The 26,354-nt window shown below is 45.6% G+C and carries 17 protein-coding genes; 9 read left to right on the forward strand and 8 right to left on the reverse strand.

Translation table 11 applies throughout. The annotated features are described in order from the left end of the window. Positions 1 to 185 precede the first annotated feature (185 nt). Positions 186 to 785 (forward strand): protoporphyrinogen oxidase HemJ, encoded by a 600-nt coding sequence (hemJ, locus tag MIC7113_RS28200; protein ID WP_015185604.1) that lies wholly within the window; start codon positions 186 to 188, stop codon positions 783 to 785. Positions 786 to 935: 150 nt separating this feature from the next. On the opposite strand, the gene MIC7113_RS28205 is transcribed toward hemJ, so the two are convergent. The 6 genes from MIC7113_RS28205 to MIC7113_RS28235 all read right to left on the reverse strand — a co-directional run bounded on the left by MIC7113_RS28205 (position 936) and on the right by MIC7113_RS28235 (position 11,478). Then, positions 936 to 1,424 carry a chemotaxis protein CheW gene (locus tag MIC7113_RS28205; RefSeq protein WP_015185605.1) on the reverse strand — a complete coding sequence of 163 codons (489 nt, stop codon included), beginning with the start codon at positions 1,422 to 1,424 and terminating at the stop codon, positions 936 to 938. A gap of 16 nt (positions 1,425 to 1,440) precedes the next feature. Beyond that, positions 1,441 to 4,749 (reverse strand): hybrid sensor histidine kinase/response regulator, encoded by a 3,309-nt coding sequence (locus MIC7113_RS28210; protein WP_015185606.1) that lies wholly within the window; start codon positions 4,747 to 4,749, stop codon positions 1,441 to 1,443. A gap of 194 nt (positions 4,750 to 4,943) precedes the next feature. Next, complete coding sequence (locus tag MIC7113_RS28220; protein WP_015185607.1) at positions 4,944 to 9,002, reverse strand: GAF domain-containing protein; 4,059 nt, start codon at positions 9,000 to 9,002, stop codon at positions 4,944 to 4,946. Between the two features lie 169 nt (positions 9,003 to 9,171). Next, the gene (locus MIC7113_RS28225; RefSeq protein WP_015185608.1) at positions 9,172 to 9,720 is read right to left on the reverse strand and encodes a chemotaxis protein CheW; all 549 of its coding nucleotides are present in this window, start codon (positions 9,718 to 9,720) and stop codon (positions 9,172 to 9,174) included. A gap of 20 nt (positions 9,721 to 9,740) precedes the next feature. Then, positions 9,741 to 10,109, reverse strand: a complete 369-nt coding sequence (locus MIC7113_RS28230; protein ID WP_015185609.1) for a response regulator transcription factor — start codon at positions 10,107 to 10,109, stop codon at positions 9,741 to 9,743. Positions 10,110 to 10,203: 94 nt separating this feature from the next. After that, entirely contained in the window at positions 10,204 to 11,478 is a 1,275-nt protein-coding gene (locus tag MIC7113_RS28235; RefSeq protein ID WP_015185610.1) for a response regulator, read from the reverse strand. A gap of 510 nt (positions 11,479 to 11,988) precedes the next feature. Here MIC7113_RS28235 and MIC7113_RS36925 point away from each other — a divergent pair. Together MIC7113_RS36925 and MIC7113_RS28240 are read left to right on the forward strand one after the other, a co-directional pair. Then, positions 11,989 to 12,201, forward strand: coding sequence for a hypothetical protein (locus MIC7113_RS36925; RefSeq protein ID WP_015185611.1), 213 nt, complete (start codon positions 11,989 to 11,991; stop codon positions 12,199 to 12,201). Between the two features lie 837 nt (positions 12,202 to 13,038). Then, a complete protein-coding gene (locus MIC7113_RS28240) occupies positions 13,039 to 13,488 on the forward strand; it encodes a pentapeptide repeat-containing protein (protein WP_015185612.1) in 450 nt (149 codons plus the stop codon). Between the two features lie 2 nt (positions 13,489 to 13,490). Here the strand turns inward: MIC7113_RS28240 and selD are convergent, their stop codons facing one another. Beyond that, positions 13,491 to 15,866 (reverse strand): selenide, water dikinase SelD, encoded by a 2,376-nt coding sequence (gene selD / locus MIC7113_RS28245; protein ID WP_015185613.1) that lies wholly within the window; start codon positions 15,864 to 15,866, stop codon positions 13,491 to 13,493. A 226-nt stretch (positions 15,867 to 16,092) separates the two neighbouring features. Here selD and MIC7113_RS28250 point away from each other — a divergent pair, with 226 nt between their 5' ends. Next, complete coding sequence (locus tag MIC7113_RS28250; RefSeq protein WP_015185614.1) at positions 16,093 to 16,854, forward strand: SIMPL domain-containing protein; 762 nt, start codon at positions 16,093 to 16,095, stop codon at positions 16,852 to 16,854. A gap of 90 nt (positions 16,855 to 16,944) precedes the next feature. On the opposite strand, the gene MIC7113_RS28255 is transcribed toward MIC7113_RS28250, so the two are convergent. Further along, on the reverse strand, positions 16,945 to 17,970 hold the full coding sequence (locus tag MIC7113_RS28255) for an ABC transporter permease (RefSeq protein WP_015185615.1): 1,026 nt from the start codon (positions 17,968 to 17,970) through the stop codon (positions 16,945 to 16,947). A gap of 241 nt (positions 17,971 to 18,211) precedes the next feature. On the opposite strand from MIC7113_RS28255, the gene MIC7113_RS28260 reads away from it, so the two are divergent. The 5 genes from MIC7113_RS28260 to MIC7113_RS28280 all read left to right on the forward strand — a co-directional run bounded on the left by MIC7113_RS28260 (position 18,212) and on the right by MIC7113_RS28280 (position 26,228). Continuing rightward, the gene (locus tag MIC7113_RS28260) at positions 18,212 to 19,723 is read left to right on the forward strand and encodes a hypothetical protein (protein WP_155898109.1); all 1,512 of its coding nucleotides are present in this window, start codon (positions 18,212 to 18,214) and stop codon (positions 19,721 to 19,723) included. A gap of 21 nt (positions 19,724 to 19,744) precedes the next feature. Next, positions 19,745 to 21,127 (forward strand): DUF1822 family protein, encoded by a 1,383-nt coding sequence (locus tag MIC7113_RS28265; protein WP_015185617.1) that lies wholly within the window; start codon positions 19,745 to 19,747, stop codon positions 21,125 to 21,127. A gap of 195 nt (positions 21,128 to 21,322) precedes the next feature. Next, positions 21,323 to 23,833, forward strand: coding sequence for an ABC transporter substrate-binding protein (locus MIC7113_RS28270; protein ID WP_015185618.1), 2,511 nt, complete (start codon positions 21,323 to 21,325; stop codon positions 23,831 to 23,833). A gap of 76 nt (positions 23,834 to 23,909) precedes the next feature. Further along, positions 23,910 to 25,385: a serine/threonine protein kinase gene (locus MIC7113_RS28275; protein WP_015185619.1), complete on the forward strand. Its 1,476-nt coding sequence runs from the start codon at positions 23,910 to 23,912 to the stop codon at positions 25,383 to 25,385. Positions 25,386 to 25,454: 69 nt separating this feature from the next. Then, entirely contained in the window at positions 25,455 to 26,228 is a 774-nt protein-coding gene (locus MIC7113_RS28280; protein WP_015185620.1) for a PspA/IM30 family protein, read from the forward strand. Positions 26,229 to 26,354: the final 126 nt, after the last annotated feature.

Genomic DNA, 26,354 nt, shown 5'->3' on the forward strand with positions numbered 1-26,354 from the left:
CAGAGGGCTTTTCATCACTTCTGGGTGTAATCTCATATATCATGTCTCAATCGAGTTCTTAACACAAGCACTTCTGTTGGATATTAACCTAATCAAGGGGCACCCTTGAGAGGCGCTACCCCAAAGCAAGTAGGATCGAAATTACTTACCCTACTCAAGCGCCTCAACATTAGAGGAAATCATTTATGGCATATTACTGGTTTAAAGCATTTCACCTGATTGGCGTTGTCGTTTGGTTTGCCGGGTTGTTCTACCTGGTGCGTCTTTTTGTCTATCATGCAGAGGCTTCCCAAGAACCGGAACCCGCTCAAACGATTCTCAAAAAGCAATATGAGCTGATGGAGAAGCGGCTTTACCGCATTATTACCACGCCAGGAATGCTGGTGACAGTCGCGATGGCGATTGGTTTACTGACGACTGAACCAGAAGTTCTCAAAAGCAGTTGGTTACATTTTAAGCTAGCGTTCGTTGCGGTTTTGCTGGCTTATCATCATTACTGCGGTCGGATTATGAAGAAACTGGCAGCAGGAGAATGTCAGTGGAGTGGACAGCAATTTCGAGCGCTGAATGAAGCGCCGACAATCTTGTTGGTGGCGATTGTCTTACTCGCCGTGTTTAAGAATAATCTACCGACCGATATCACCGCCTGGGTCATCTTTGGCTTAATTATTAGCATGGCAGTCACGATTCAGCTCTACGCAAAAAAACGCAAACGGGATAAAGAAAAACTTCTGGCAGCCACTCAAGGCAAAGATGAGGAAATAGCTGGACAATTGCCTGTTTAAACGAGTAAGTGTGATTGCATCTAATGTAATCAAAAATCTTCTGAATAAAAGCGTTTGAGTACTAGAATATCACTTCTTTGTTTCTCATTTTGGAATTAATGAAGTGGTGTTCTAGTACTGATTTAACCGCTAAAAACCGAGACCATTTCTTCAGGACGGCATTAAAGATAATAGATTATTAATTGGAATAGCATTACTCAGGGTTCGCTTCATATCCAACACAAGAATCGTTATTGTACCTTCTTGAGCAGATATAACAGCCCCATGACTAACCAGTTGAAACATACCCGATTGATGGTTAGATCTCGGTATAATTTGTAAGCTCTCTTGAGCTAACTCCATCAAATTAGGTGGCTCATCCACTAAAATTCCGCACAGTTCCCCCTCGCCATTGCGAGTAATGACTAAAAAAGATTGCTCACCTGGTAATTCGGTCAAATCTTCTGAGCCTAACGATTGATGAAAATCTAAAACCTTAACCATGTACTGGCCTAGCTGGACAATACCCATGGTTCTCAGGTTTCTGTTGTCTGTAAGAGAACAAGTGATTACCTTCAGAACATCATTAATGGAGAGACCGAAGAGATAGTCTGCAATTTTAAAAACGATGAATTTTTCTATGTTTAATTCGTCTTGCATGATTGCTCTTAACCCCCTATCTAGAACTAGAATTGAGACTACTTTTCTCAAGTACAGCCGTTACCCTCGCCAACATATTGTGTTCTATAAAGGGTTTGGTGATATAATCATTAGCCCCTAATTCTGAAGCAATTAAACGATGTTTTTCGCCACTTCGAGAAGTCAGCATGATGGTCGGAATATTGACCAAAGTAGGGTCTTGTTGACGGTGTTTGAGAAACTCGAACCCATTCATTCGAGGCATCTCAATATCACAGATAACTAAACCGATATTGTTGGCCTGGTGCCGGAGTTGTTCAATGGCTTCATAACCATCTTTTGCCTGAAGAACTTGATAGCCAGCCTTCTGTAAGGTCAAAGCCAGGGTTTGGCGTAAGGTGATTGAATCATCAACCAGAAGAATCATTTTGCCTGGTTTTGCCAATAAATCCGGAGCGGGTGTTCCGGGTAAAGCCGCACGCATCCCAGTGGGCAATTGTCGTTGCCCTTGGCTGGGTGGGAGGAGATGGGGCGTGGCATGGGGCAATTGGGGTAGAGTATAGCGATCTTGTTTCCTGAAGGGTAAGGTAACGAGGGTGTCATCTGTCTGCCGTGCAATTGCATATTCCATTAATACCGCTCCATCGATGACCAACGTCAGCCGACCATCAGCCAGAATGCTGCCACCATAAACATAAGCGGGTGGTACAATCATTTCCCCCAAAGGGCGAATCACCAATTCTTGTTCCCCAAGCAGTTGGTCTACTTCCAAGCCCAAAAGCCTCTCCTGGCAACGGATGAGAATGATGGGGAACTGTTGACCCTCAGCCGCGACGGGATACTGAGATGGAGAGGGCAATGCGTCGGGGAGCAATGAGCAGTAATCCAGAACGTCCGAGAGTCGGTGTACCGCAATAAGTTGCTCGTGAGTATCCTTGCCCCACCGGATGACTTTGCCACCTTCCCAACACCGGATTTGGTGAGATTGAGGAATGAGAATTTGCTCGATCGCATCCGTGAGCAAGGCATAGCTGCGGTTGCCTGCTTGAGTGAGGAGCAATTTGGCAATGGTTAAGCTCAAAGGAATTTGCAGTACGAACCGAGTCCCCCGGTTGGGTTCTGAATCAACCGCGATCAAACCTTGGAGGGCTTGCAACTGAGCACGAACCAGATCCAGACCAATCCCGCGCCCAGATAAGTCGTTCACCTGAGAGGTTGTCGAAAAACCCGCCTCAAATAGGAAATTCGTTAACTGCACTTCATTCAGACGCACCGCCTGTTCCGGTGAGACAAGTTGGCATTCTACCGCCCGTTGGCGAATCAGCTCAAAATCTAACCCTTGACCATCATCCCGGACTTCAATCACCAGGAATTTACCTTGATGGTAAGCAGAAATTTCAATCTGACCGATTTTGGGCTTGCCCTGCTGTTGCCGGACTGTAGGGGACTCAATGCCGTGGGCAAAAGCATTGCGAACCAGGTGCAGCAAAGGAGCATACAGCTTCTCGGCTACCACTTTATCGACTAGAACTTCTGTCCCCCCGAATTCCAATCCGACTGGCTTGTTATGCAACGCTTCCAACTGCTGTAAGACACGAGGGAAGCGACTGAAAATCTCTCCCAAGGGCAACATCCGGGCTTCCATCAGGGCATCACGGGTGCTGGTCAACAACCGACGTTGTTTTTCCAAAGTCTGATTGGACTGATGAGCAAACAAGTCAACCGCCTCGGCAGCTTCTGATAATTGCACAGCGTCTTCCAGAAGCAACTGAACCAAGATTTGAGATTCACTATAGCGATCGAGTTCCAGAGAATCAAAGCGATTTTGGATTTTGGCAGCGCCACTGATTAAGGGAGAGGATGGATTTTGGATCGGGTGGTTTGGATGGAAAGCAGGCTTACTTATTCCCCATTGCTCAATTTGCTGTTTTTCTGACACAACGGATAGGTGGTCAGACCAATCCTGTAGTTGACCCAGCAGTTGTTGATGTTGCTTGAGGCGGGTGAGGAGTGAACGAACTGCTGTCTGTAACTGTTCATTCTGGAGTGACTGGTGGTTTTGATTCGTGAGCAATTCCCCAATTGAGTAATTCAGGTGATTTAAGTGTTCAACTTCGATCCGCACAGTTTGAGACACAGACACCTGTTCTTTCTGGGGAATGGCTGTTGCTTCGCTGACTTCGGCTGTCAGGATGGGAGGGTAATCACTATCTGTTTTAGCTCCAGAATGGGATACACTAACTGGCTCGGCAGATGAGGTTTCCAGAGTTGCTTTTGCGCCTACAGACTCAGGAGGAGTAGATGCTTGGCTATCAGTTAGATTCACTTTCTCCTCAGCAGGGGAAGTTGCATACACAGAGTCTGCCGGTGCTAAAGCATCTTGCTCAAAACTTTGGAACTCTGGGATGCCTACTCCACCCCAAATTAACTCCAAAAGAGGGTTGACTGATTCATCGTTTTGTGGATCAGTCACACTTAAGTCTAAATCCGATGTATCGGTTACCCCGTCCAATTCCGGTTGAGTCCCGTCAAGATCATCGTGAAGTTCGCTCACATCGCCGGTGAAACCTGCAAGTTGTTGCAAATCAAGGGAGGGTTGACCGCCTTGGCTGCGATCGCCATTGAGCACCGCTGCCTGTCCAGCTTGAAAGTCGCCTAGAGCGATCTGAGCAATCCGCAGCACCTGATCGGGATGAGCGTCTAGAGCCTTTGTTGCCGCCTGAGCAATGGCTTCAAACCCTGATAAATTAAGCGATTCCGCCAAGCCTTGGAAAATTTCGCACTGAGTCCGAAGCGTAATGGCAACGGACTGAGGGTCGCCTAAGGCGACAACAGCGGCAATTTCGTCTAAGCGTTGAGTGACACCCACCTCAAAGATGGACTGTGTCACATCAAAACCCAATTCGACGGAGTTGGGGATGTGAGCTTCCTCACCAAAACAGTTTCCTAGCTTATCTTGGAGTTGAGTAAAAATAGCGGCGGTGCGATCGAGAATCTCAGCATCATTCACTTGTCCCCCTGTAAGTTCAGCCGTAAGGGGTAAGCGCAGACACTCATAACCCTCAAAAAGTAAGGCTTCAACTTCCGCATCAATGGACAATTCGGGATTAAATAAGGCTTTGAAAATATCCTCTAAAGAGTGAGCAACTGTTTTGATGGTTTCCAACCCAATACTCGCGGCGGCTCCTTTTAAGGTGTGGGTTGTTCGCATCAAATTGTGGACTTTGTTGATACTGTAATCTTCTCGAAGAGTGAGCAATTCTTGCTCTAAAACCTGTAAGAGTTCCGGCGCTTCCTGGAGAAAGTAGCGGTAGCTTTGTTCGCGAATTGTCGGGTCATTAGTCATCTGAAATCTGAAGTATTGTAAGCGAAGCGGCGCAGGGGAGCTGGGGAGTTGGGGAGCGGGGGAGCTGGGGAGCTGGGGAGCTGGGGAGCGGGGGAGCCTTGAGATATAAACTATCCTTACCCTTCTTGAAATTTGCTAAATTTGCACAGTTGGGATACTCCCCATTACCTATTTCCCCATTACCTATTTCCCCATTAATCAACCTTGAACTGGTCTGCACTTGCTTGTAGGTTTTGAGCCATTGCCAACAGTTCTTTAAAGGATGTGGAAATCTCCACCGAATCCTCTGAGGTCTTGTTAGCGATCGCAGCCACATCAGTCATGGTTTGGGTTACTGACTGAAACTGATCGGTTTGGAGCTGGGTTGCTTGGGTAATACCCTCTACAAGCTGGCTAATTTGACTGGTGGCTTCCACGATCGCATTTAGATTTTGGCGAGCATTGGTAACCAAATGAGTTCCTTGAGCCACCTGCTGAATGCCGGTTTCCATTGCGACGGAAACCTCCGCCGTACCCTCCTGAATCTCTTGAACTAGCTGCGCGATTTCGGTCGTCGCTTCAGCCGATTGACGCGCTAGAGAGCGCACCTCATCCGCAACCACAACAAAACCCCGTCCATATTGACCCGCTCTGGTAGCTTCAATTGCCGCGTTCAGTGCTAACAATTGGGTCTGGGTTGTAAAATTGCTAATCAGGTTCACCACCCTGGACACCTTCTGGGACGATTCACTCAAGCGCTTGAGGCGTTTGCTGGTTTCCGCTACGGTTTCGCGAATCGCTAGAATGCCATCTACGGTATGGTTCATGGCGGCATCCCCTTCCCGAACCGTCTGGTTCGCCTGCTGTACCGCCAAGTTGACCTGTTGAGCGTTGGTGCTCACCGCATTGGTGGAATTGACAAGAGTCTGAATTTGCTCCAGGGTGCGCTCTAGGAACTGGAATTGCTGCTGAGCTTGTGACGCCAAACCGGCGATCGAGGATTCACTGTCTTGGGAGGTTTGAGCGACTTGTCTCGACGCAGTCTGTACCTGCTTCACGATACCGCGCAGGCTTTGCAGAGTATTGTTGTAAGCATCGGCAATAGTCCCCACTTCATCTTCCGTCACAGGAGCGCGAACGGTGAGGTCTCCTTTCAGTGCCGGTCGCACCGCCGTCAGTAATTGAATTACCTCTCGTTGGAGTTGCTCTTTTGCCCCTCGTTCCCGTTCGGCTGACTCGGTCAATTGCTGCGCTTGGGTTCTCAGTTGTTCTAAGTATTCCGCTTGTTGCAGAGCCAGACCAATTTGCACACCCACTTGAGCGAGTAGGTTTACGTCCATCTGCTCCCAGTGACGGGGTTCATCATTTTGATAGGCTCCTAATAGACCCCAGAGTTGGTCACCCTTAAAGATGGGGGCAATCATGTAGGCTTTTACGTCCCATTGCTCCAGCAATTGGACGTGGCATTCCTGATGCCCAATCGTGTAGACATCGTCTACGCTGAACGTTTCTCGCCGACGATAGCGACCACCCCTGGTTTCTTGGAGGTGGGTATCTTCAACTATCGCTAGGTCTGTGCCTACGAGTTTCGTCCAATCGCTGCCCACATCCTCGACGATAAACTGACCACTCCAGTCTGGATTAAATTGATAAATACCGACGCGATCGCACTTTAACTGTTTGCGTAATTCCAGAAGCGCCAGTTGTAACACATTATCCAGGGAAAAATGCTCCTGAATCAGCGCACTTCCTAGTCTGTAGATCAGTCGGCTATAAACGGCTCCTCGATCCACGGACTTGGCTAACTGTTGGGACTGCACGCGCATTTCCTCGATATACTCAGCCTGTTGTAGAGCTAAGCCGAGTTGAGCCCCAATTTGAGCCAGCAACTTGACTTCACCCTCTTCCCAATGCCGGGGTTTGCTGTGTTGAAACGCCGACACCAATCCCCATAGATGTTGCCCTTGCAAGATAGGAGCCACGAGGCAGGATTTGATTGCAAAGAATTCTAAGGCTTCTACATGACAATCCGTCATCTCCGTCTTGTAGATATCATCCACGACGAAGACTTCATTGTCGCGGAAGCGACCCCCTTTGTGTTCTTGTAAATAAGGGTCTTCCCAACCACTGCCCACGAGTTTAGGCCAACCTCCAGACTCCGACTCCACTACAAAGTCGCCGAAGTAGTCTGGGCGAAATTTGTAAATTGTTACCCGTTCTACATTCAGGACTTTTCGTACTTCCTGCACCGTCGTCTTGAATACGGTGTCGATGTCAGAAGATTTAAGAATCTTTTCCAGGATGCTGGCGACAATTCTCTCTCGCTCTGCACCTTTGGCGATTTGAGCGGATTGCTCCTTGACCTGTGCTACATATTCTGCTTGCTGGATGGCTAAGCCCAGTTGAGCGGCGATTTGAAACAGCAACTTGACTTCATTGTCTTGCCAATGCCTGGAGCCACTGTGTTGAAAGGCACTGAGCAATCCCCACAACTTCTTACCTTGGAAGATGGACACCACCATGCAGGATTTCACCCCGAAGTATTCCAAGGCTTCTACATGGCAATCCGTGAGACCGCCATTGTAGACATCATCAACCACCAGAGGTTCGTTATTGCGGAAGCGACCGCCTTGGTTTTCCTGCAAATAAGGGTCTTCCCAACCACTACCCACCAGTTTGGGCCAACCTCCCGTCTCCGACTCCACCATGAAATCGCCGAAATAGTCGGGACGGAACTTGTAAATTGTAATCCGCTCTACATCGAGCAGTCGGCGGACTTCTTGTGCCGCGACTCGGAAAATGGCATCCATATCCGAGCTTTGACGAATTTTATCAATCACGCGGGCGATCGCTCGCTCTCGTTCTGCCTCTTTACCCATTTGCTGGGTTTGGGATTGCAGTTTTTCTAAGTACTCCGCCTGCTGTAGCGCTAACCCCAGTTGAGCGGCGATTTGAGAGAGCCATTTGACTTCATTGTCTTGCCAATGCCTGGGGCCGCTGTGTTGAAAGGCACTCAGCAATCCCCACAACTTCTTGCCTTGGAAGATGGACACTACCATGCAGGATTTGACGCCGAAGTCTTCCAACGCTTCCACATGACAATCCGTGAGACCGCCATTGTAGACATCATCAACCACCAGAGGTTCGTTGTGGCGGAAGCGACCGCCTTGGTGTTCTTGTAAATAAGGGTCTTCCCAGCTACTACCCACTAGTTTGGGCCAGCCTCCCGTCTCCGACTCCACTACAAAGTCGCCGAAATAGTCGGGACGGAATTTGTAAATTGTGATGCGTTCGATATCTAAGAGTTTGCGGACTTCTTGGGCGGTTGTTGCCAAAATGGTGTTGATGTCGAGGCTCTTGCGAATCTTTTCAATTACCAGATTCACGGCTCGCTCTGCTTGAGCTTCTTTAGCCGCTGCCTCCGCCTGTTTTTGAATTTGAGCCTGAAATTCCCAGAACTGTAAGCATGTCGTCATCTCGGTGACAACTTGGTAAAGCAGACGAATTTCAGTTTCCTGCCACCGTCGGGAAAGTCCAGAACACTGTTGCACGGTGAGTAAGCCCCACACTTGCCCCTCGATGAAAATAGGCAAACTTAAGCTGGCTTTAACTTGAAACTTTTGCAGCAATTGGAGTTGATAGGGCGTCGGAGCTTTTTGGTAGACATGCTCTAGGGTGATGACTTGCTGTTGTTGGTAGTCCTGTCTGTTCTGGGCACCAAATGCGATCGCACTCAGAGTTTCTCCCAATGTCGGCGTATAGCCACCCGCCATCAACTCGGCTACGACCGTACCCTGAGTATCGGTGTGGAATTGGTAAATCAACGCTCGATCAACCTGTAAATGCTGATGAATCTCTGTGACTGTTAACCTGAGCAAGGTATCTTGATCGGTCGCTTGGCGCATCTGATTCGCCAGGGTTGACAACCACTGCCTTTCATGCTTTAGATGTTGCTTGTCAAAATGACCTTTGAATCTTACAGATGTTTGATCGTTTTGAGGGTGACTGGGTGATGAATCGAGTTGGGACTCAACAGGGGGCATCGCCAGGGAGCGATCGCGTTCTGACGAGATTAGCGCTAGCTCCTCTAGGGTTAGTTCTTGCTCCCTCCCCAATCTCGACTGCGCCGTAGCTGCGGTATTCGGTTCAGTCGCCCGGTTAAAAACATCGGCGCTAGGGTTAGCAACCTCTGAAGCGTCAACGGCATCGGAGGTAACAGGAATTCCGTTCGGGTGATTGCTATTAAAAGGATGAGTGTGGCTGAGATCTGTCATAGTTTATTGGCTTCTAGATTCAAAGGGTGGAAAGAAAGCACAGCAAGCTCCAACAGCAGCCCAGCGTTTTTTGCGGCTAACTGTTGTTTTTGGATATCAGGGATAGGTAATTTTCGAGTGGAAAGAAAGTGAAAACGTGGGAGCCTAAAAGCTTCTGCCTTCTGCTATATCAGGAATGCCTCTGCCACAAGGGATACTGAGTAATGGCTATGACATCTAAGACGGTACCGTTGTCCCCGCGCAGTGCCCCCAAGACAAAAGGCAAGAGTTTAGCCGGAAATAAACCAGGGGCAACGGGCTGGAGTTGCTGTAAGTCGTGTAACTCGATGTCGTTGACTTGTTGCACCACAAGGCCAACCGACTGACCCTGAACCTGAACGACCATGACTGTCGGAGGCACCAACAGGGATTGTTGGCGAAACAGGGGGGGACATCCCACCAGATAATTGAGGTCTATCAGCCAAATCATTTCTCCCCGCCAATTGCAAATTCCTAATACCTGACTGGGCATTTCAGGAACTGGGAGAATTTCTGCTACATTCAGCCTAAAAATTTCGGTAATTTGTTCTAGGGGCAGCAGAGCACTGTCTTCCACACCCAGAGGAAAGCGAAGCAATCGTTGGCGTGTTTCTGGAGGTAGCGGAGCTTCAGACAGGAAGTCTAAGGTTAGCCCGTCAAGGCTGTTTACTGTTTGCCCAAAGTCAAGCGAGTTCAGCATGAATTCCTTTTCCTCTTCACCTAATAAACGGAAGTCAATTGCTGGATGGTTTGCATCAGTGCTTGCTGATCAACGGGCTTAGGGATGTAAGCATCGGCTCCCAGCATCGAACCCCAAAGTTTATCGGCTTCGGTTCCTTTGGTTGAGCAAATCACGACGGGGATGGCTTGGGTACTGGTATTCGTCTTGATTTCGCGGCACAGTTCAAACCCGCTTTGACCGGGCAAAATCACATCGAGAATCACCAAATCGGGTTTTTGCGACTGAAGTTGAATACGGGCTTCTTCACCACTGGTGACACTGATTACATTTAGACCCGCCTGTCTCAGGTGACGGGTAATCACTTCGGTTTCTGTGAGACTATCTTCAACCAACAGAATTGTAGTCATATAAACAAGCTTTTGTGAGATAACGTGGGTCAAATTCAGGGCTTTGGGTTTTAAATCAACGGCAAGAGACTCATCCTGCCAATTTTGCAGTCTCTTAGGATGGAGCCGGTTTTTTTACTGTCAGATACTTTTGCAAAGTACTCAACACTTTTTCCTGCCCGATGGGCTTGGCTAAAAAGCCCGTAGAGCCAACCATCTTGGCTCGTACTCGGTCTACAATTCCGTCATTACTGGTGAGAATAATCACAGGCGTATCTTGGAATACTGAAATTCGACGAATTTGTGAACAGATTTCATACCCGTTGGTAACGGGCATAATCAGATCCAAAAAGATTAGGTCAGGTTTATGCTCTAGCAAGAGTGGCAGGGCTTGCACGGGGTCTTGAATTAGGATGCACCGATAGCCAGCTTGGGCGAGAATATGATTCATCATCTGGCAATCGAGTCGGCTGTCATCGATATAAGCCACCAGGGGACTTGTCTGTTGGGATTGAACCGGCCTTACCCGTGAACCGAAGGCTGGGGGTTGAGGATGAGTTGTTGGCTTGACGGTATAGTTCAAGTCCCCAACTTCGAGTACTTCAATCAACCCTTTACGGATATAGGGCATGATTGACAGGGTTAGGGGTAACAGGTTCTGTTTTAACTTGACGGCTAAATCCCTGAATGTCTGATGACCATCCACAAGGGTGATCAGGTTTTGGTAAACTTTGGGCGGAGTTTGCCAACGCAATTCCTCAGCTTTGGAGATTGCGGGAGCAAGGTTGGGGGAAATCTCAGCTAAGGCGTCCTGTTGCCAAGCCTGCCAAGCCTGAATGGCTTGCTGCCAAATCGGCTCAACTTGAATCGAAATCAGTGTGGCATCGAATGAATTTAAGGTGTCTGGAGGAAGGGATCGGTAAGTCAGTTGCAAGGCTGAACGATAGCGAAATCGATCCCATCGTTGATGGATATCGAACAGTATTTCGGTAATGTAACCTTCAATGATCGCCGACATTTGCGATCGCCTAACTTTCCCTTGTTTCACCAACTCGACTAAAAAGCGGTAGTCTCCATCCTGAGGCTGAACTGCTTCTTGAGAGATAGTAGACACTCGTGTGGCAAGCTGGCGCTGTTTACATAGACTGGCTAAGGCATTGCTATCGATCGCAACTTGCGGACAGTACATCGATAACTGTCGCAGCAATCGGCGGATGGGATGTATTTCATCAGCACCCCAAATCAAACAACCTTGGCGGAAATACAGACTCCAACGCTGAACTTTGGGTTCTTTAATCGCCAAATCCAACTGACCTGTAAATCCCTGTTCACTGCAAGCCAGAATCTGCTTTGCCAGTTCGGCGGTGGTCACGACCTCCTGAGTTGCCATTGGAAACTCCTTTAAACATGAACTAACAAATGAAGAAGTAAGCATTGCTCACTACCTTAGATAAAATGGCAAAGTCCAAAAGACTCAATAAAGGTTCAAGAAATGACAGACACGAAGTCTCTGATCAATCTCTACTGTTAAAAGACAATACTCCAAGCCATACTAGGCGCTGAAAACAGTATCTTGTTCTAATACAGGGTTTTATCGCCTAATGATTATTCAATTCTTTTGAAGAGTTTATAATTCTATTCCACAGGCTTTTTCTACATCGAGTGGATTGTTTTTGGCGTCGTCGCTATTAGAATTTGAAGTCAAATTCTATCGATGAACCTTATCCTCTATGGGCAAATAGAGATGTTTATACCATACAACCCACTCATGCTGTTGAACTTTCTTAATATCTGTTTATCGTGTGTAGTTCTGGTGAACTACGTGGCTTTTAACTCTTCTGTGCAAATAGCCATAACTTACGATTAGAATTGCAAGATTTGGAATGAAAGCACCCTAGATATGGCTTTCATTCAATATTTATGCAACGCTGGTGCGAGTAAGTCGGATAACTATGAAGCCTTGGTAGATTGCTTAGGTTGGTCAGCACCCAATTTTATGGCTTCTTCTGCTGAGGTTATGGAAAGGTTAAAAACACCCTTAATCTACCGGAACTCCCTTCTCATCTGCTCTATCTTTACCCTGACTCAGCGTAGGAGCATCCAAGTTCCATGATTCAGACCTCGAAACCAGGTTCGGCTTGAGAGCAAGCCTGAAAATACAAATTGGCTCCCTGTATTACATGTATAACATTATATTCCTGTGTATGTAGTTATGCAAATAGTCTTTATCTCGTTACAGTGAACGTTTTTAGACGTTTTAGATGGAAGCTTCACACAGAACATGATCACTCCTGTATTACACAGCCCTGTCAATTTATTACTTCCTCTCCATATCAAATCAGGTTAATCAGCGATTAATTTTTTGAATTTCACTCGATTTTCCTCTGACCAGAATGATTGAAACCGAGAAGATATAGCTGGAGATAGTGACAATCGTGGGACTCATGATGGTATATGTCAGTCGGAAAAATATTAACCCTTTGAAAATTCTATGAAGTGTTGATGCATAAATCTTCGTTTCAGCTCTCTTTTTTTGGCTAAGTACCCTTTGACAACAGGAACAAAATGGATTTGAAAGAATATATGCTATGCCAGTATCAAGTGCTAATCGATGTTTAAATGATCGTTTTTTGTATCAAGATTTACAAAAAATGAGTCAACTAAGGTTGAGAGTGGAAGGCTTAAATGTTGGTCATGTCTAAGTAGATTGCCAATCTCTCTACGAGCGCCTTAACTCTTGTCAACACGTAACAGCGATCGCTTGGGGAAGAGGAGTTAATTGAGGTGAATGAGTGCGATCGCAACAGGCTAGATATTCGCAATAGGTAGCATTATATGACCGATTATCTGGGTCTGTCTTCACCCAAACGGTTCACCTCAATAGAGGAATTGCACTGGCTTTGAGCCATTGTAAGGTGGTTCCAGTGTATCGGCAATTCTCCAATTTAATATGAAATTCCAAGGGATAACAGCGATAACTCTCCTGGCAACCGTTGGATTTAGCTCTGTTGTTTACGCCGCATCCAGCGAACACTTTCAAACATTGCAGCAGACGGGCGATTGTATTCGATGTGACTTAAGAGGTGCACCCCTGAGTCAGGCTAACCTGAGTGGTGCCAATCTTAAAGGGACTCAACTGAGTTCCGCTTCCCTGAAGAAAGCTCAACTGACGAATGCCAACTTGAGTGGTGCCAATCTCAAAGGAGCGGATTTAGAGAATGCTGATCTGCGAGGGGCTAATCTCAAGGGAGCTAACTTAGAGTTGGCAAATTTGAGTGGTGCCAATCTAGAAGGGGCGAACCTTCAGGGGGCGAAACTGGAAGGTGCCTTAATTAATGGAGTCAACTTTTGTCGTGCCAATGTACCGGAACGCTATCACTCATTGCGAAGCTGTCGGTAAATTTAAATTGTTGCGATCGCAACGGGCTTAACCTCTTCCACACGAGGTATCACACAACCCACAATTCGACTCTGGGCATAACCTCTGGCTTGCAGTGTGGCTAAACATAAGTCGGCTTGCCCAGCCGGCACCGCAGCGAGAAGTCCACCAGAGGTTTGGGGGTCAAACAAGAGTGGGTATTTAGGAGAAGTGCTAACTTCAGGTAAGTTGTTGATGTAATACGAGGCTCTTAGATTCTGGGGTTGCAGAGAACTCATAATTCCCTTTTCCAGAGTTTCGAGTGCCCCTTCCAATACTGGAATTGCCTCTAAATCCAACTCAACAGCCACACCCGAAGCTTTCACCATTTCCATCAGGTGCCCCAACAAACCAAACCCTGTGATATCCGTGCAGGCTGTCGCCCCATATTCCACAAACACGTTAGCGGCTTCCTGGTTAGATAGCAACATGGAGTGAACCGCCTGATCAATCCATCGCCCCTTCACCTGCAAGCGCATATCAGCGGCGAATAGTGTCCCCGTGCCTAGGGCTTTCGTGAGAATCAGCACTTGACCGGGCTGCATCCCCCCTTTCTTGAGCAACTTCTCCGGTGCTGCCAGTCCATTACAAGCCAGTCCAAAGGCTAATTCTGCCCCTTCGGTGGTATGACCCCCGATTAATTGCGCCTGTGCTTGGTAGAGTACATTCATCGCACCCGATAAGAGTTGATAGAGCGTTTCTTCTACTTTGTCTTCGCTGGCATAAGGAACACTTACCATTGCCAAGGCACTCTGAGGGGTTGCGCCCATGGCAAAAATATCACTTAAGCCGTGATGAGTACTAATTTGACCAAAAATATAAGGGTCACTAAGTAAGGCGGGAAAATAATCAATACTCTGCACCATCACTTGACCGGCGGGGACTTGTATTACCGCTGCATCATCAGGCGTTCCCAATCCGATGAGAATATCCTCTCGTTGCGTCCAATTTGGGGTTTGCAGTTGCAGCCGTTGCAATACTCGCTCTAGGGTAGAACTACCAACTTTAGACCCGCAACCTGCACAACGCATCGTCGGATTTGGGCTTCCTTCCTTGACCCCCCTTACTCCTCCCTTATTAATGGGGGAAGATAAGAAAAGACTGTTAGAGACTAAGGGTAAGATGGATTTGGAATTTGGGATTTTATGCTCTTGCCCATTCCCCATGGGTGACAAGTCGCTAAAGCGCTGCATGAATTTGCGATCGATGTAATCTTTCCAGCGCCAGAGTAACGGGGATTGCCAGCACAAAGCCCCCCAAGATGCGATAGCGGAGCGGGGCGTGCTAGCGTCCTTCGCTTCTCCATCCCCTGTACCAATTAATCCTAAAAATTGCTGCTGCGGTTTGTAAGGCTTTAAGGGTTTTTCTAGTAAGAATGCCGTCAAATTTTCAAACAGCGGCTTTCCCTGACGTACGGCAAAAACCCCAGCTTTGGGACGCGGATGATTCACCATCGTAGCAATGTCACCTGCGGCAAAAATATGAGGATGAGACAGGGATTGCAAGGTGTCCCCTACTAAAATAAAGCCGTCTGAATCGGTCTTCAGTCCAGATTCCTCAATCCATTGGGGTGCTGAGGCATTTGTGACCCAAAAGGTATAATCGCACTCTACCTGTAAACCGGATTCACAGTGAATTTTGTCCGGTAAAACCTCACTGACGGTTTCCTCTAAATGTACCTGAACACCCCGATTCATCAGCAGGTTGTAGAGGTGTCGGCGTACCCAAGAATTATGGTTGGGCATTAATTGAGCACCACGCTGGAATAAATGAATTTGTGGTTGCTCTTGTTGTGGGTGTTCTTTGGCTTGAAGGATTTGATGCAGACGTCCTTGCATCGTCAGTGCGAGTTCCACGCCGCCAGCACCACCCCCCACAATACCCAAATGCATGGGTTGTTGGGGATTGTTGGCAAAGTCTTCAACGAACTGATTCCAGTGTTGTAAAAATTGGGGAACTGGCTTGGCGGGAATGGCATATTGGGCGGCACCGGGTACATCCACTTTGGCTGGAGTGCTGCCAATATCGATGGATAAGACATCGAAGGCGACGGGTGGATGATTGGCACAGAGAACTTTGTTGTTTTTTAAGTCAAGACCGACGGCGCGATCAATATAAAGTTGAGCTTGGGCAAACTGAGCGAGGTGTCGCAGATCAATGTGGCATTCGTCAAAGTCATAGTAACCCGCAACATGACCGGGCAACATCCCAGAATAAGGGGTGTGGGAGGTGTCGGTAATTAGAGTAATGCGTAATCCGGGCAACTGATTCATGCCCAACATGCGGAGTGCGATCGCATGGGTATGACCGCCACCTATCAATACTAAGTCTTTCACAATGGGATGGGTTACTGGCTGCATTGGAAGGCCATATCTCGACTAAACAACCCTGACACCATGATAATTGTCCTTAATTTTTCCCTACCGAGTCAAAAATTCCCATTACCCATTACCCATGACCCAAAAATAGAGTTTTCCACCACAAGTCTGGGAGAACCAACCTAGTTTCTAAAACTGTAACCCATCGGACTTCACGCCAATTTGGATGCCAGATTAGGAACAGTTAATCCACCTAGTAAGCCAAAAGATGAACAGCTTCCTGTATTCCTCGTTGAATCCCTGCGATCGGTTGAAGACATTATTATTAGTGGGTAGTTTGCTCACTCTCACCTCCTGCCAAGCTGTTTCGAGTAACGCCCAAACGCCCAATTTAGCCTCTGCCGCTAGAACCCTCACGGTATCAGGTACCGGCACGGTTAACATTCCCACAACCTTGACGTTTGTGCGTTTGGGTGTTGAGATTCAGGGCAAAACGGCTCAGGACGTACAACAGCAGGTCGCCAAGCGATCGCAAATGGTGGTGGAACTGCTGAAATCCCGTAAGGTAGAGAAGCTGGAAACCACGGGTATTAGCCTGACGCCTAACTATACTTACACAGATGGGAAGCAACGCATTAATGGTTATACAGGCACGAACACCGTCAGCTTTCGGATTGATACCGATAAATCCGGGACGCTGTTAGATGAGGCGATCAACGCCGGCGCAACACGGATTGATGGTGTGAGTTTTGTGGCTTCTGATCATGCGATCGCACAAGCTCAACAGCAAGCGATTCAGAAAGCGGCTGACGATGCGAAAAAGCAGGCTGATGCGGCCTTAAGATCACTCAATCTCAACCAACGGGAAGTGATGGGCATTCAAATTAATGGAGCCAACCCACCTCAACCCATCATTTATCCCGCTGTTGCCAATATGCCTAAAGCCGCAACAGAGCAAGCGGCTGACACGCCCGTTGTTGGGGGTGAGCAGAAGGTGCAACAATCCGTGACGCTGCAAATTCGCTACTAACCGTAAGCTAACGCGCATTTAAATGGCATCTTCTGAAAACAGGATAAAATCGATCAATTCCTCTCCCTAGCTCCCCAGCTTATCTGAGCGTTAATACCGAATACGCGGGTCAATCAAAGCATTGATAATATCGATCGCCATGCTAGCCACGACAACAATTGAGCCAAAAAATACCATAATTCCCTGCACGGTTGGGTAATCCCGTTCGGAAATCGCCGCATACAAGCGATTGCCTAAACCAGGCCAAGAAAAGGTGACTTCGGTTAACACGGCTCCTCCCAGCAAGGAAGCCAGCGTTAGTCCCAACACGGTAATCACGGGAATCATCGCATTCTTCAGAGCGTGGGCGACGACAATTCGAGCTTCGGGAATACCCCTGGCTCTGGCAGCTTCCACATAATCGGCTTTCAGGGTTTGTTTCAGGTTCACTCGCACAATCCGCTCAAAAATCCCACTGAGCAGTACTCCCAATGTAATACTTGGTAACGCGAGATAATAGAGGGCGGTAAAAAACTGGTTCAGGTTGCCGCTGAGCAGGCTATCAAGGGTATAAAGACCCGTGAACCCAACAGGAGCGGGGATGGAAATTGGGAAGCGTGTTCCCAGAGGAAACCAATTGAGTTGCACCGCAAAAATTAATTGTAAAATCATCCCCACCCAAAACAGGGGTAGGGAATAGGTAATGATCCCAAATAGGCGTCCGCCAATATCAAAAACAGTGCCACTGCGGGAGGCGGCGAGAGTCCCAATGCTAACACCCACGAGAAAAGCCACTATAATCCCAAATACCGCCAATTCCATGGTGGCGGGGAAATGAAGCTGAATAATTTCCCATACTTTTTGACCCTGACTGGATATAGAGCTACCTAAGTCGAAATGCAGTAAGCTTCCTAGATAGCGAAGGTATTGCAACCACAAAGGGTCGGATAACCCTAACTGTTGTCGGAGTTTGTTCTTCTCTTCATCGGGAGCACGACCGCCAAGAATCGCATCAACGGGGTCTCCTGGCGTGGCTCTGAGCAGGAGAAACACGAGGGTTGTAATCGTCCACAGCATCAAAGGGGCTAGGAGTAGACGCGTCAGGACGTAATATTGTAGAGCTTTGGCACGAGACATAAATCAGGATGCAGTGTGAAGTCTGAAGTATGCAGTATAGGAAACTTTGCTTCAGTTCGCACTGGGACTGCCCGTATAAGATCGTCTCCAACTGCATAATTTTTTGACTTCATCCCAATCATAAAGCAGTAGACCCAATAACAAAGTGTCAAACCTTTGTCGCTAGTCTACAGGGTTCAATCGAAGTCTTGCATAAGTGGCACAGCTAACAGAGATAAGTACTACTGCTAGATCACAACACTTGAATGAGAGCAAGTGGTCTAATCGAGTTGCTCCGGTTACCGTCATGCCATTGGAATGTTTTTACACCTTACCTGACAGGCTAGAAGAACATCGCATTATTTGGCGAATTGAGCCACGGTTGCGCGATCGCATTAATGAGTTGTGTCAAAAAATAGATCCATTAGCAGAACTTGATGAAAAAATACTAACTTCCAGAATAGCTCGCTATTTATTTGAGATGTTACAGCAGCATCCAGAGCATGAACTCCTGCAAAGCCATTGGATCGCTTTTCTAGAAAGACGGTGTGAAAAAGTCGCTACCAGACTTGCTCATTTCAATCCTAGTTACTTTCGCGATTTAGTTTTAATAGGAGCTGAATTGGCAAACCATCCCGTCAATTTTTTTGAAAATTTTGATAGTCAACGTTCTCAATTTGAATATTGGTATCCTACCTTAAAGCGATTTGTCGATGCTAAAATTAAGTATCTAATAATTCCCAAATTTCGAGAATTAACAGGGATAGATACCCTGGGTCGAACCCCCTTAGGGTTAGCTGCACGTTCGACGCGGAAACAAGTTAAAGAAGCTTTGCATTATCTAGGTTACACTCAAGCAGAATTATCAAAATATCTGCTGGCTTGGCAGTGCTTTCAAGAAATCAGACATTCCATTAAATTGGGAGTCAATCAATTTAAAATCGAACATTTTCAGAATGTTGCCAAGCGGTATTGTGAATTTAGAGATCAACTCGCATTACCTGAGGGTCATAATCGAGATATTAATGGAGAGGAGATTAAAACTTGGCTGGAAAATATCGGAATAGCAATCCGAAAACTTTTAGACCCACCCCTTGATTCTCTCGATACATCTTTACCCGCGACGACCGATGAAAATACATCTTTATTAGAAAATATTCCTGGTCAACTCAAAGAAGATGAGGAAATGCAACAAACTGTTGTTGCTTTTAGGGACTTTATTGCTCATTTGCTGGAAGGATTGCCAGAAACTCAAGAAAAACAATTGCTGTTTCTCAGGTATGGCTTAGAACTTAAACAAAGCCAAATGGGTAAAGAATTTAGGGGTCAAGCACAATACCAAATTAGTCGCCTGCTTCAGCGGTTGAATCAACGTATCTTAACTCAAATTTTGAATTGGGTAAAACAACATTTGGAGCTTGAACCCAGTTCCGAATGCCTGAAGGAAATTGAAGTCGTGTTATATCAATACTATTCTGATCAGATTGATGTTTTTTTTGAAAAAACCATTCAGGTTTTGGGAACCCAGAGCCGGGAGGTATTAAAATTATTTTATATTTTTCAATTGAAGCCTTCAGGGATTGGGACGAGACTTCATAAGTCGGAGGCGGAAGTAAAGGAGTTATTAGAGGTGATAAAGCAATGGGTATGCAGCAGTATAACTGAGAAAATCAAAGCTGAAATTCAACTTGAGTTGCAATCTCAAGGTGCAGCTCAAAAGAGAATAACTACCGTCACCGAAACCCGGTTAGAAACTATTCTGCAACTTTATTGACAATAATCAACAGACAGAGCCATGACATTAACGCTTCAAACCTTAAGCAGCCTTTATTCTGAGCATCTCTGGTTAGAACTTTCGGATAGTGATTTAGAACAAGCTAAATTAGCTTCTCAAGGTTACTCTAATGAAACGGGTTGTAATTATGCCTATCTCAATTCCCTGTGCCTGAATTGCTTTTTGAATTGGCTACAAAAGAATTTAAACTTAGAAGTTTATCCGAGTGCATTTCCCAATGAGCAACTCTTGCCGCAGATTTGGGAATTCGTGAGTGGATGTGGGATTAATTGGGGTAATAAACGGCTGGTACTGATTCCTAGTGATGCTATTGATATGGCTGATTTCGTCGTGTCTCAAGAATGGGTCGATATCCCCACTTTGGCAGCGGATTATTATTTACCGATACGAGTAGATTTAGAAGAGCGATATCTTCATGTTTGGGGTTTTGTTTCCCGGAAGACTTTGAAAGCTAAAGCCGATTATGACCCAATTTATCGGGTCTATTATCTTGAGCAAGATTGGGTTGTTCCAAACTTAGAGGTAATGGAACTTGCATCTAACTTTTGTTTTGACGAAAAAGGTGACGTAATGCCTTTGCCAAAATTATCAGAGACGGAAGCAAAAAATTTGATAGAAGAACTGAGCAAACCTTCGCCTTATTCTCCTCGCCTAAAGGCAACATTTGAAAAATGGGGGGCATTATTAAATGAGAGTCATTGGTTACAGGAGTTATATAAACGACGGGTGCAGTCAGTTTCACCCACTATATCAGCTCTCAGTCTATGGCTAGATGGTGTTTTGGAAGCCGGGTGGCAAACCTTTGAAGAGTTATTTCAGTCTAAGAATTTGGCTCCAGGATTTCGGATGAAACAAGTGAGAGGGATTGAACTAGAAACAGCAGAAAAAGTTAGACGAGCGGTGAAACAATTGTATAACAGTCAAAGTGAAATAATTTTCCCGTCCCATATTGAAGAGCTAGATGCGTTAGTTTATCTCATACAGAATACTCAAGATGAAAGCCTTCGCTGGAAAGCGGCTGAATATTTATGGACAATTGCTCCAAACTATCCAGGTTCGGCTATGAGAAGGGTGATGGATTTAGGCGTTCAGCTAATGGGGCATCCCATCGCTTTAATGGTCGCCGTTTTACGTAAACTGGATGGTAAAGTTGCCGTATTGCTGCGAGCTTATCCCATGCATAATCGCGGTAAATTACCACCCAGTTTACGCTTAATTGGACTGGATGAAAATGGTGCATCTATTCCGGGTTTAGAAGCTGTAGCGAGAAGCGAACCGCAAGATGATTATATTTCTTTGTACTTTAGTGCTTATGTGGGCGAACGATTCAGTGTTCGTCTGACGTTAAAAGATACTAGCATTACCGAACAATTTGTAGTTTAACTCTAAACGAAGTTAGGTCAAAATGAGATGAATTAACCTGATTATATCCGCTAGCCTGAAGTGAGCGATCGCTCAAGCTAACCTACTACTTTAAAATAGATGATTGACGTTTGTAGATAGCTTAACAATGTCTTTTCTTTATTGGATTTTCCCAGTATTATATGGCTTAAGAAATCCACATAAAGGAAGCTCAATATGAGCAAGCGAGTTATATTCAGAATTGACCAAGGTGATTTTGAACAAGGGTTTTCTGTAACCTTAACAATTAAGGAAAATGGGGAGATTTGCGCTCCAGAAATCAAGGGAAAACTTGCGCCAGCAACACAAATTATTGACCGTTATAATGACTGGCAACAAGCTTACTACTCTTGGGGGCAAAGCCACCGCTGGTGGAGACGGAGGCTAGAGGTTCCAGACCAAATCAATACAAACTATTCAAGTGCTGACAGCGAGAATAATGCTACCATTTATGCTTCCCAGTTTGAAGGGGAGCTAAATGACTGGCTAGATCGTTCGGACTTAGGAGAGTTAAGAGAGGAACTGCTACATACCGTTAACAGAAATGATTCTGTAAGCTTCATCGTCCAAACGGATAACAAAGAATTACAGAGGCTACCCTGGGAGCTATGGCGTTTACTTAAAAATCGTTATCATCAGGCTGAAGTAGCGATAAGCAGCAGAAGTGCACCCAAAAAAGGAGCTTTGAGAAGTTCAGTTAAAATTCTAGTGATTTTGGGTAGCGATGATAAAATTGATATTCAAACCGACTGGACTATTCTTAGAGAGAAACTGCCAAATGACGAATTAGTATTGGTGGAAAAACCTAGAGCCGATGAATTTAGAGAAATTCTCATAAATCAGCCTTGGGATATTATTTTCTTTGCCGGACACAGTTCGACTCACGCCGATGGAAATGATGCCAAAATTTGGCTTAATGAGCAAGAATATTTATCACCTCAAAAGCTAAGGAATTCTCTGGAAAAAGCCGTTAGGAATGGGTTAAAACTGGCGATTTTTAACTCCTGTGATGGATTGGGATTAGCACGACAATTGGAAACTCTGCAAATTCCTCATATCATCGTCATGCGGGAGCCGGTTCATGATGAAGTTGCACAAAAATTTTTGAATGGTTTTCTCACAAGCTTTGCTGAAGGTGCTTCTTTACATGAAGCGGTGCGCGAAGCGCGTGACCAATTAAGGTTAATAGAAAATCGCTCTCCTAATGCCTCTTGGTTACCTGTAATTTTTCAAAATCCCGAAGAACCCCCGCTATTTTATCCTGTAGAAGAGTCAGCACCGGAATTAGGAAAAGAACCGCTAGAAAGTTCAGGAAGTAGAGCAAAGCTTAAGAAAATAGCCTGGTGTGGAATGGGTGCGATCGCACTCTGCACTCTTACTTTGGAAATCTATAAAATCATCGATCTGCGTAAAGATTCTACCTTAGCGTCAGGAATTAGCTTGGGAGAAGAAATTCTAAGCGAAAAAAATACCACTTCTGAAAAACAAGCTGGTGTGAAAGCCTTTGGCAATGGTAACTATTCCAAGGCAGTGGCAAATTTTAAATCGTCTCTAGAGAAAAATCCTAATGATCCAGAGTCACGAATTTATTTAAACAACGCCAAAACCGCTAATAACAAACAAACCATTAAAATTGCCGTCAGCGTACCCCTTGGCAGTAACCCATCCATAGGCGAGGAAATTTTGCGAGGTGTCGCAGAAGTGCAAGAGGAAATTAATCGCGACTACCAGATTAATGGCTTACCCTTACAGGTGGTACTCGCTAATGATAATAATGACGGTAATCTAGCTCAAGCCGTTGCTCGTAAGTTTGTCAAAGATACCAGTATTTTTGCAGTTATTGGACATAATGCGAGTAATGCTTCTACTGCGGCAGCTCCGATCTATAAAGATGGGAAATTAGCCATGATTTCCCCAACAAGCTTTGCTAACCAATTGAAAGAACCATCCTATATTTTTCGCATGGTTCCCCAAATTACTTTTTTTGCCGCGCAATTATCTCAAGGACTTGGCAGAGCCGTTCCTAACCCCAAAGTTGCCATTTGTGTAGATAATGTATCCCCGGATCAGGAATCCTTTAGAAATGAATTTAAGTACGTTGTTTCAGCTTATAAAGGACAGCATATTGATCTAGGCTGTAACCTTGCCGACCCAAATTTTAATCCGATTGCTGTGGTCGAGACAATTAAAAAGAACAATGTTAATAGTTTGATGGTGGCACCCTATGTTAATAACCTGCCCAAAGCGATGGAACTCTTCAAGGCGGTTCGAGAAAGTCAGTTACCCATCAAGATGTTTGGCAGTCCAACTTTGTATAACGATAAAACCATTGAGTGGGGAGGAGAAGCAGTAGAAGGTTTGACATTATCCGTTCCCTACTTCCCTGATGAGAGAGAAAAGAATTCGTTTCGGGAACTCTGGAAGACAGAACTAAACACCTGGCGATCGCCAATGTCTAAGGATACAACAAGAGCGATTGCAACGGGTTTACAACAACTCCTGAAATCACCACAACCAAATCGCCAGGAATTAGACAATATATTAAGAAATTCGAGTTTTAAGGTGAAGGGTGTCACGGGAGAATTCAAGTTCACAAGCAACACAGGTGAACGGGAATTTCTCTTTCAAAAAGAACGTACCGATGCTTTAATCCAAGTTAAAAACGGTAAATTTGTAAAGATTGAATAGCTAGATCTAACAGAACTGCATATTTCTCTCACTCTATCCCAATACCTTATCGGACGGGTTAGAAGTGAGAGCAGCTATGTTAGAAGAAGAACAGGTATTACACCACCGCTATCACATTCAACGTCAGTTGGGACAAAATGCTGGACGGCGTACCCTACTGGCTCAAGATTTACATACCCAGGAACTCGTTGTCCTCAAAATTCTTAGTTTTAGCAGTGACTTCCGTTGGGAAGATTTGAAATTGTTTGAAAGAGAAGCCGAAACCCTCAAATCTCTATCCCATCCAGCGATTCCCCACTATCTTGATTATTTTGAATTACACTTACCCAATTGTCGGGGATTTGTCCTTGTGCAAAGTTACATTGATGCCACCTCATTGCAGGAATGGATTAAGCGAGGGCGAACATTTAGTGAGGATGAAGTTAAACAAATTGCTAAGGCGTTACTCAATGTATTGAGCTACTTGCATGAGCGCAATCCTCCTGTAATTCATCGCGATATCAAGCCCAGCAATATTTTACTCAAAGGCGATCGCTCGGCTCATCAGGTAGGAGACTTATACTTAGTTGATTTTGGTTCTGTGCAAACGGCTGTCCGAGAAATTGGGACGATGACGATTGTGGGAACCTATGGCTATATGCCACCCGAACAATTTAGCGGACGTGCCTTCCCAGCTTCCGATTTGTATAGTTTAGGTGCAACGTTAATCTACTTGGTAACAGGGATGCATCCGTCTGATTTGCTGCAAGAAAATTTGTTGCTTGAATTTGAACCCGTGACGCATCTTTCTCCAAACTTTGTGCAATGGCTCAAGCTTTTGACGCATCCCAACCGCAAGCAACGATTGAGTTCAGCGACGGTTGCATTGAAAGCGTTAGAACAGCCTTTTGTTCAATCCCAACTGATTGAATCATCAACTACATCAACTCCTTTAACTCTGCAAAAACCTGTTGACAGTAAAGTCTCTCTGTACAAGGATGAAGAAACTTTAGAGATATACCTACCTCCAGAAAAATTGGCTGAAGGCGTAGGAGCAATAGGTTGTTATTTCCTCATGTTCTGCTTTTTTACTGTCATGTCGCTGAGTTGGTTATCTGTCTCTGTACCTAGTGGTAACTGGTTCGTTACCTCAATTGGCTTGATGTTCTTCTGTATCGGAATTTATTGTCTGTGCCAACCTGCTTTCGCCGCAAATGAACACACACGCATCCATATTGATCAAAAATCAGTGACTGTAACTAAAACAGCATTTGGAAGACGGCAGCAGGTTTTTCATGCCAGTCGCAATAACCTGTATAAATTAACCTATGTTAAACGCCTCTATCGTCAAGGTAGTGAAGGGGACATTGAAGAGGTATCACCAGAGTTAAAAATTTGGGCGAGACAGATTGCTACTTATAGTGGTCATTACCAAGACATCAGCTATCGCATCGGGCAATCGGTGAGTGCGGACAACAAAACCCGCTTTTATGGTCGTCTAACAACCCCAGAACTCGATTGGTTGGCACAAGAATTAAGTAACTGGTTGGGTTTACCCATTTCAAGAGATTAGGGAAATAAACTGCATATTTTTCTCACTCTATCCCAATCCTAAATTAGATGCGTTAGAAGTGAGGAACTCATGAAACCGACTAACTCTACTCAGAATAACCTGAACTCGCCTAAGCAGTGGCTTGTGCCATTAGTTCTCACTATCCTTACGGGTTTAGGTTTTAAGTTAATTTGGACAAAATCTGGACGTACCCTCATGGCAATCTGGAATTGGTTGTGGGGTATTCCTATTGAATCCGGCGGCAAAATTGCGGTAGAAGCAGCGTGGGACTCTGTAAAATCGATGCAACAATCCGTCGCTCAACTGGCTGAATCTGTTGCGACAGCCGTTGCTGCTTATGAGAAAGTTAAATCGAAATATGCAGCCAAACAGCAAGAATTTAAACAGGCTGAAAATCAAGCTTTACTCGCTTATAAACAAGCTAATGAAGAAGCGGCAAGACTGGCAATGAGTCGGGCTATTGCAATTGAACGGCTACTCCCGAAAATGGGTGAACAAGTCAGTCAAGCTGAAAAAGTTGTCGTATCTGCCAAAGCAAAACTGCATCGAGAACGAGAAAAATTAGAAGCCTATCAAACAGAGATGCAAAATCTTAAGGCTTTAGCAGAAATCAACGAAGCATTAGAAACAATTGCCCAAGTTGATAGTACTTTAGATATTAATTCAGCTCGCTATCAATTTGAATCAGCACAAGCAGCCGTCGAAGAGCGATATTTCAAAGCAAATGCCCACGCGGAACTCATTGAAAATCCTGCTGAAAGGCTGCAAGCAGATTTAGATCATTTGACACTTAACGATGAAATTTCCCGCCGCCTCGCCCAATTGAAAGGCGAACGAGGCTGATTATAGATTTGGGAGGCAAGGATTTTAGATTAAAAAAGTATTCCCTTATTTACTCCCGCTAAAATCGTTAATTCCATTATCAGAAATCAACTCCCAAGTCGAGAATCTGCTGGCTTTATGGCATCA

The sequence above is a fragment of the Allocoleopsis franciscana PCC 7113 genome (assembly GCF_000317515.1).
Lineage (GTDB): Bacteria > Cyanobacteriota > Cyanobacteriia > Cyanobacteriales > Coleofasciculaceae > Allocoleopsis > Allocoleopsis franciscana.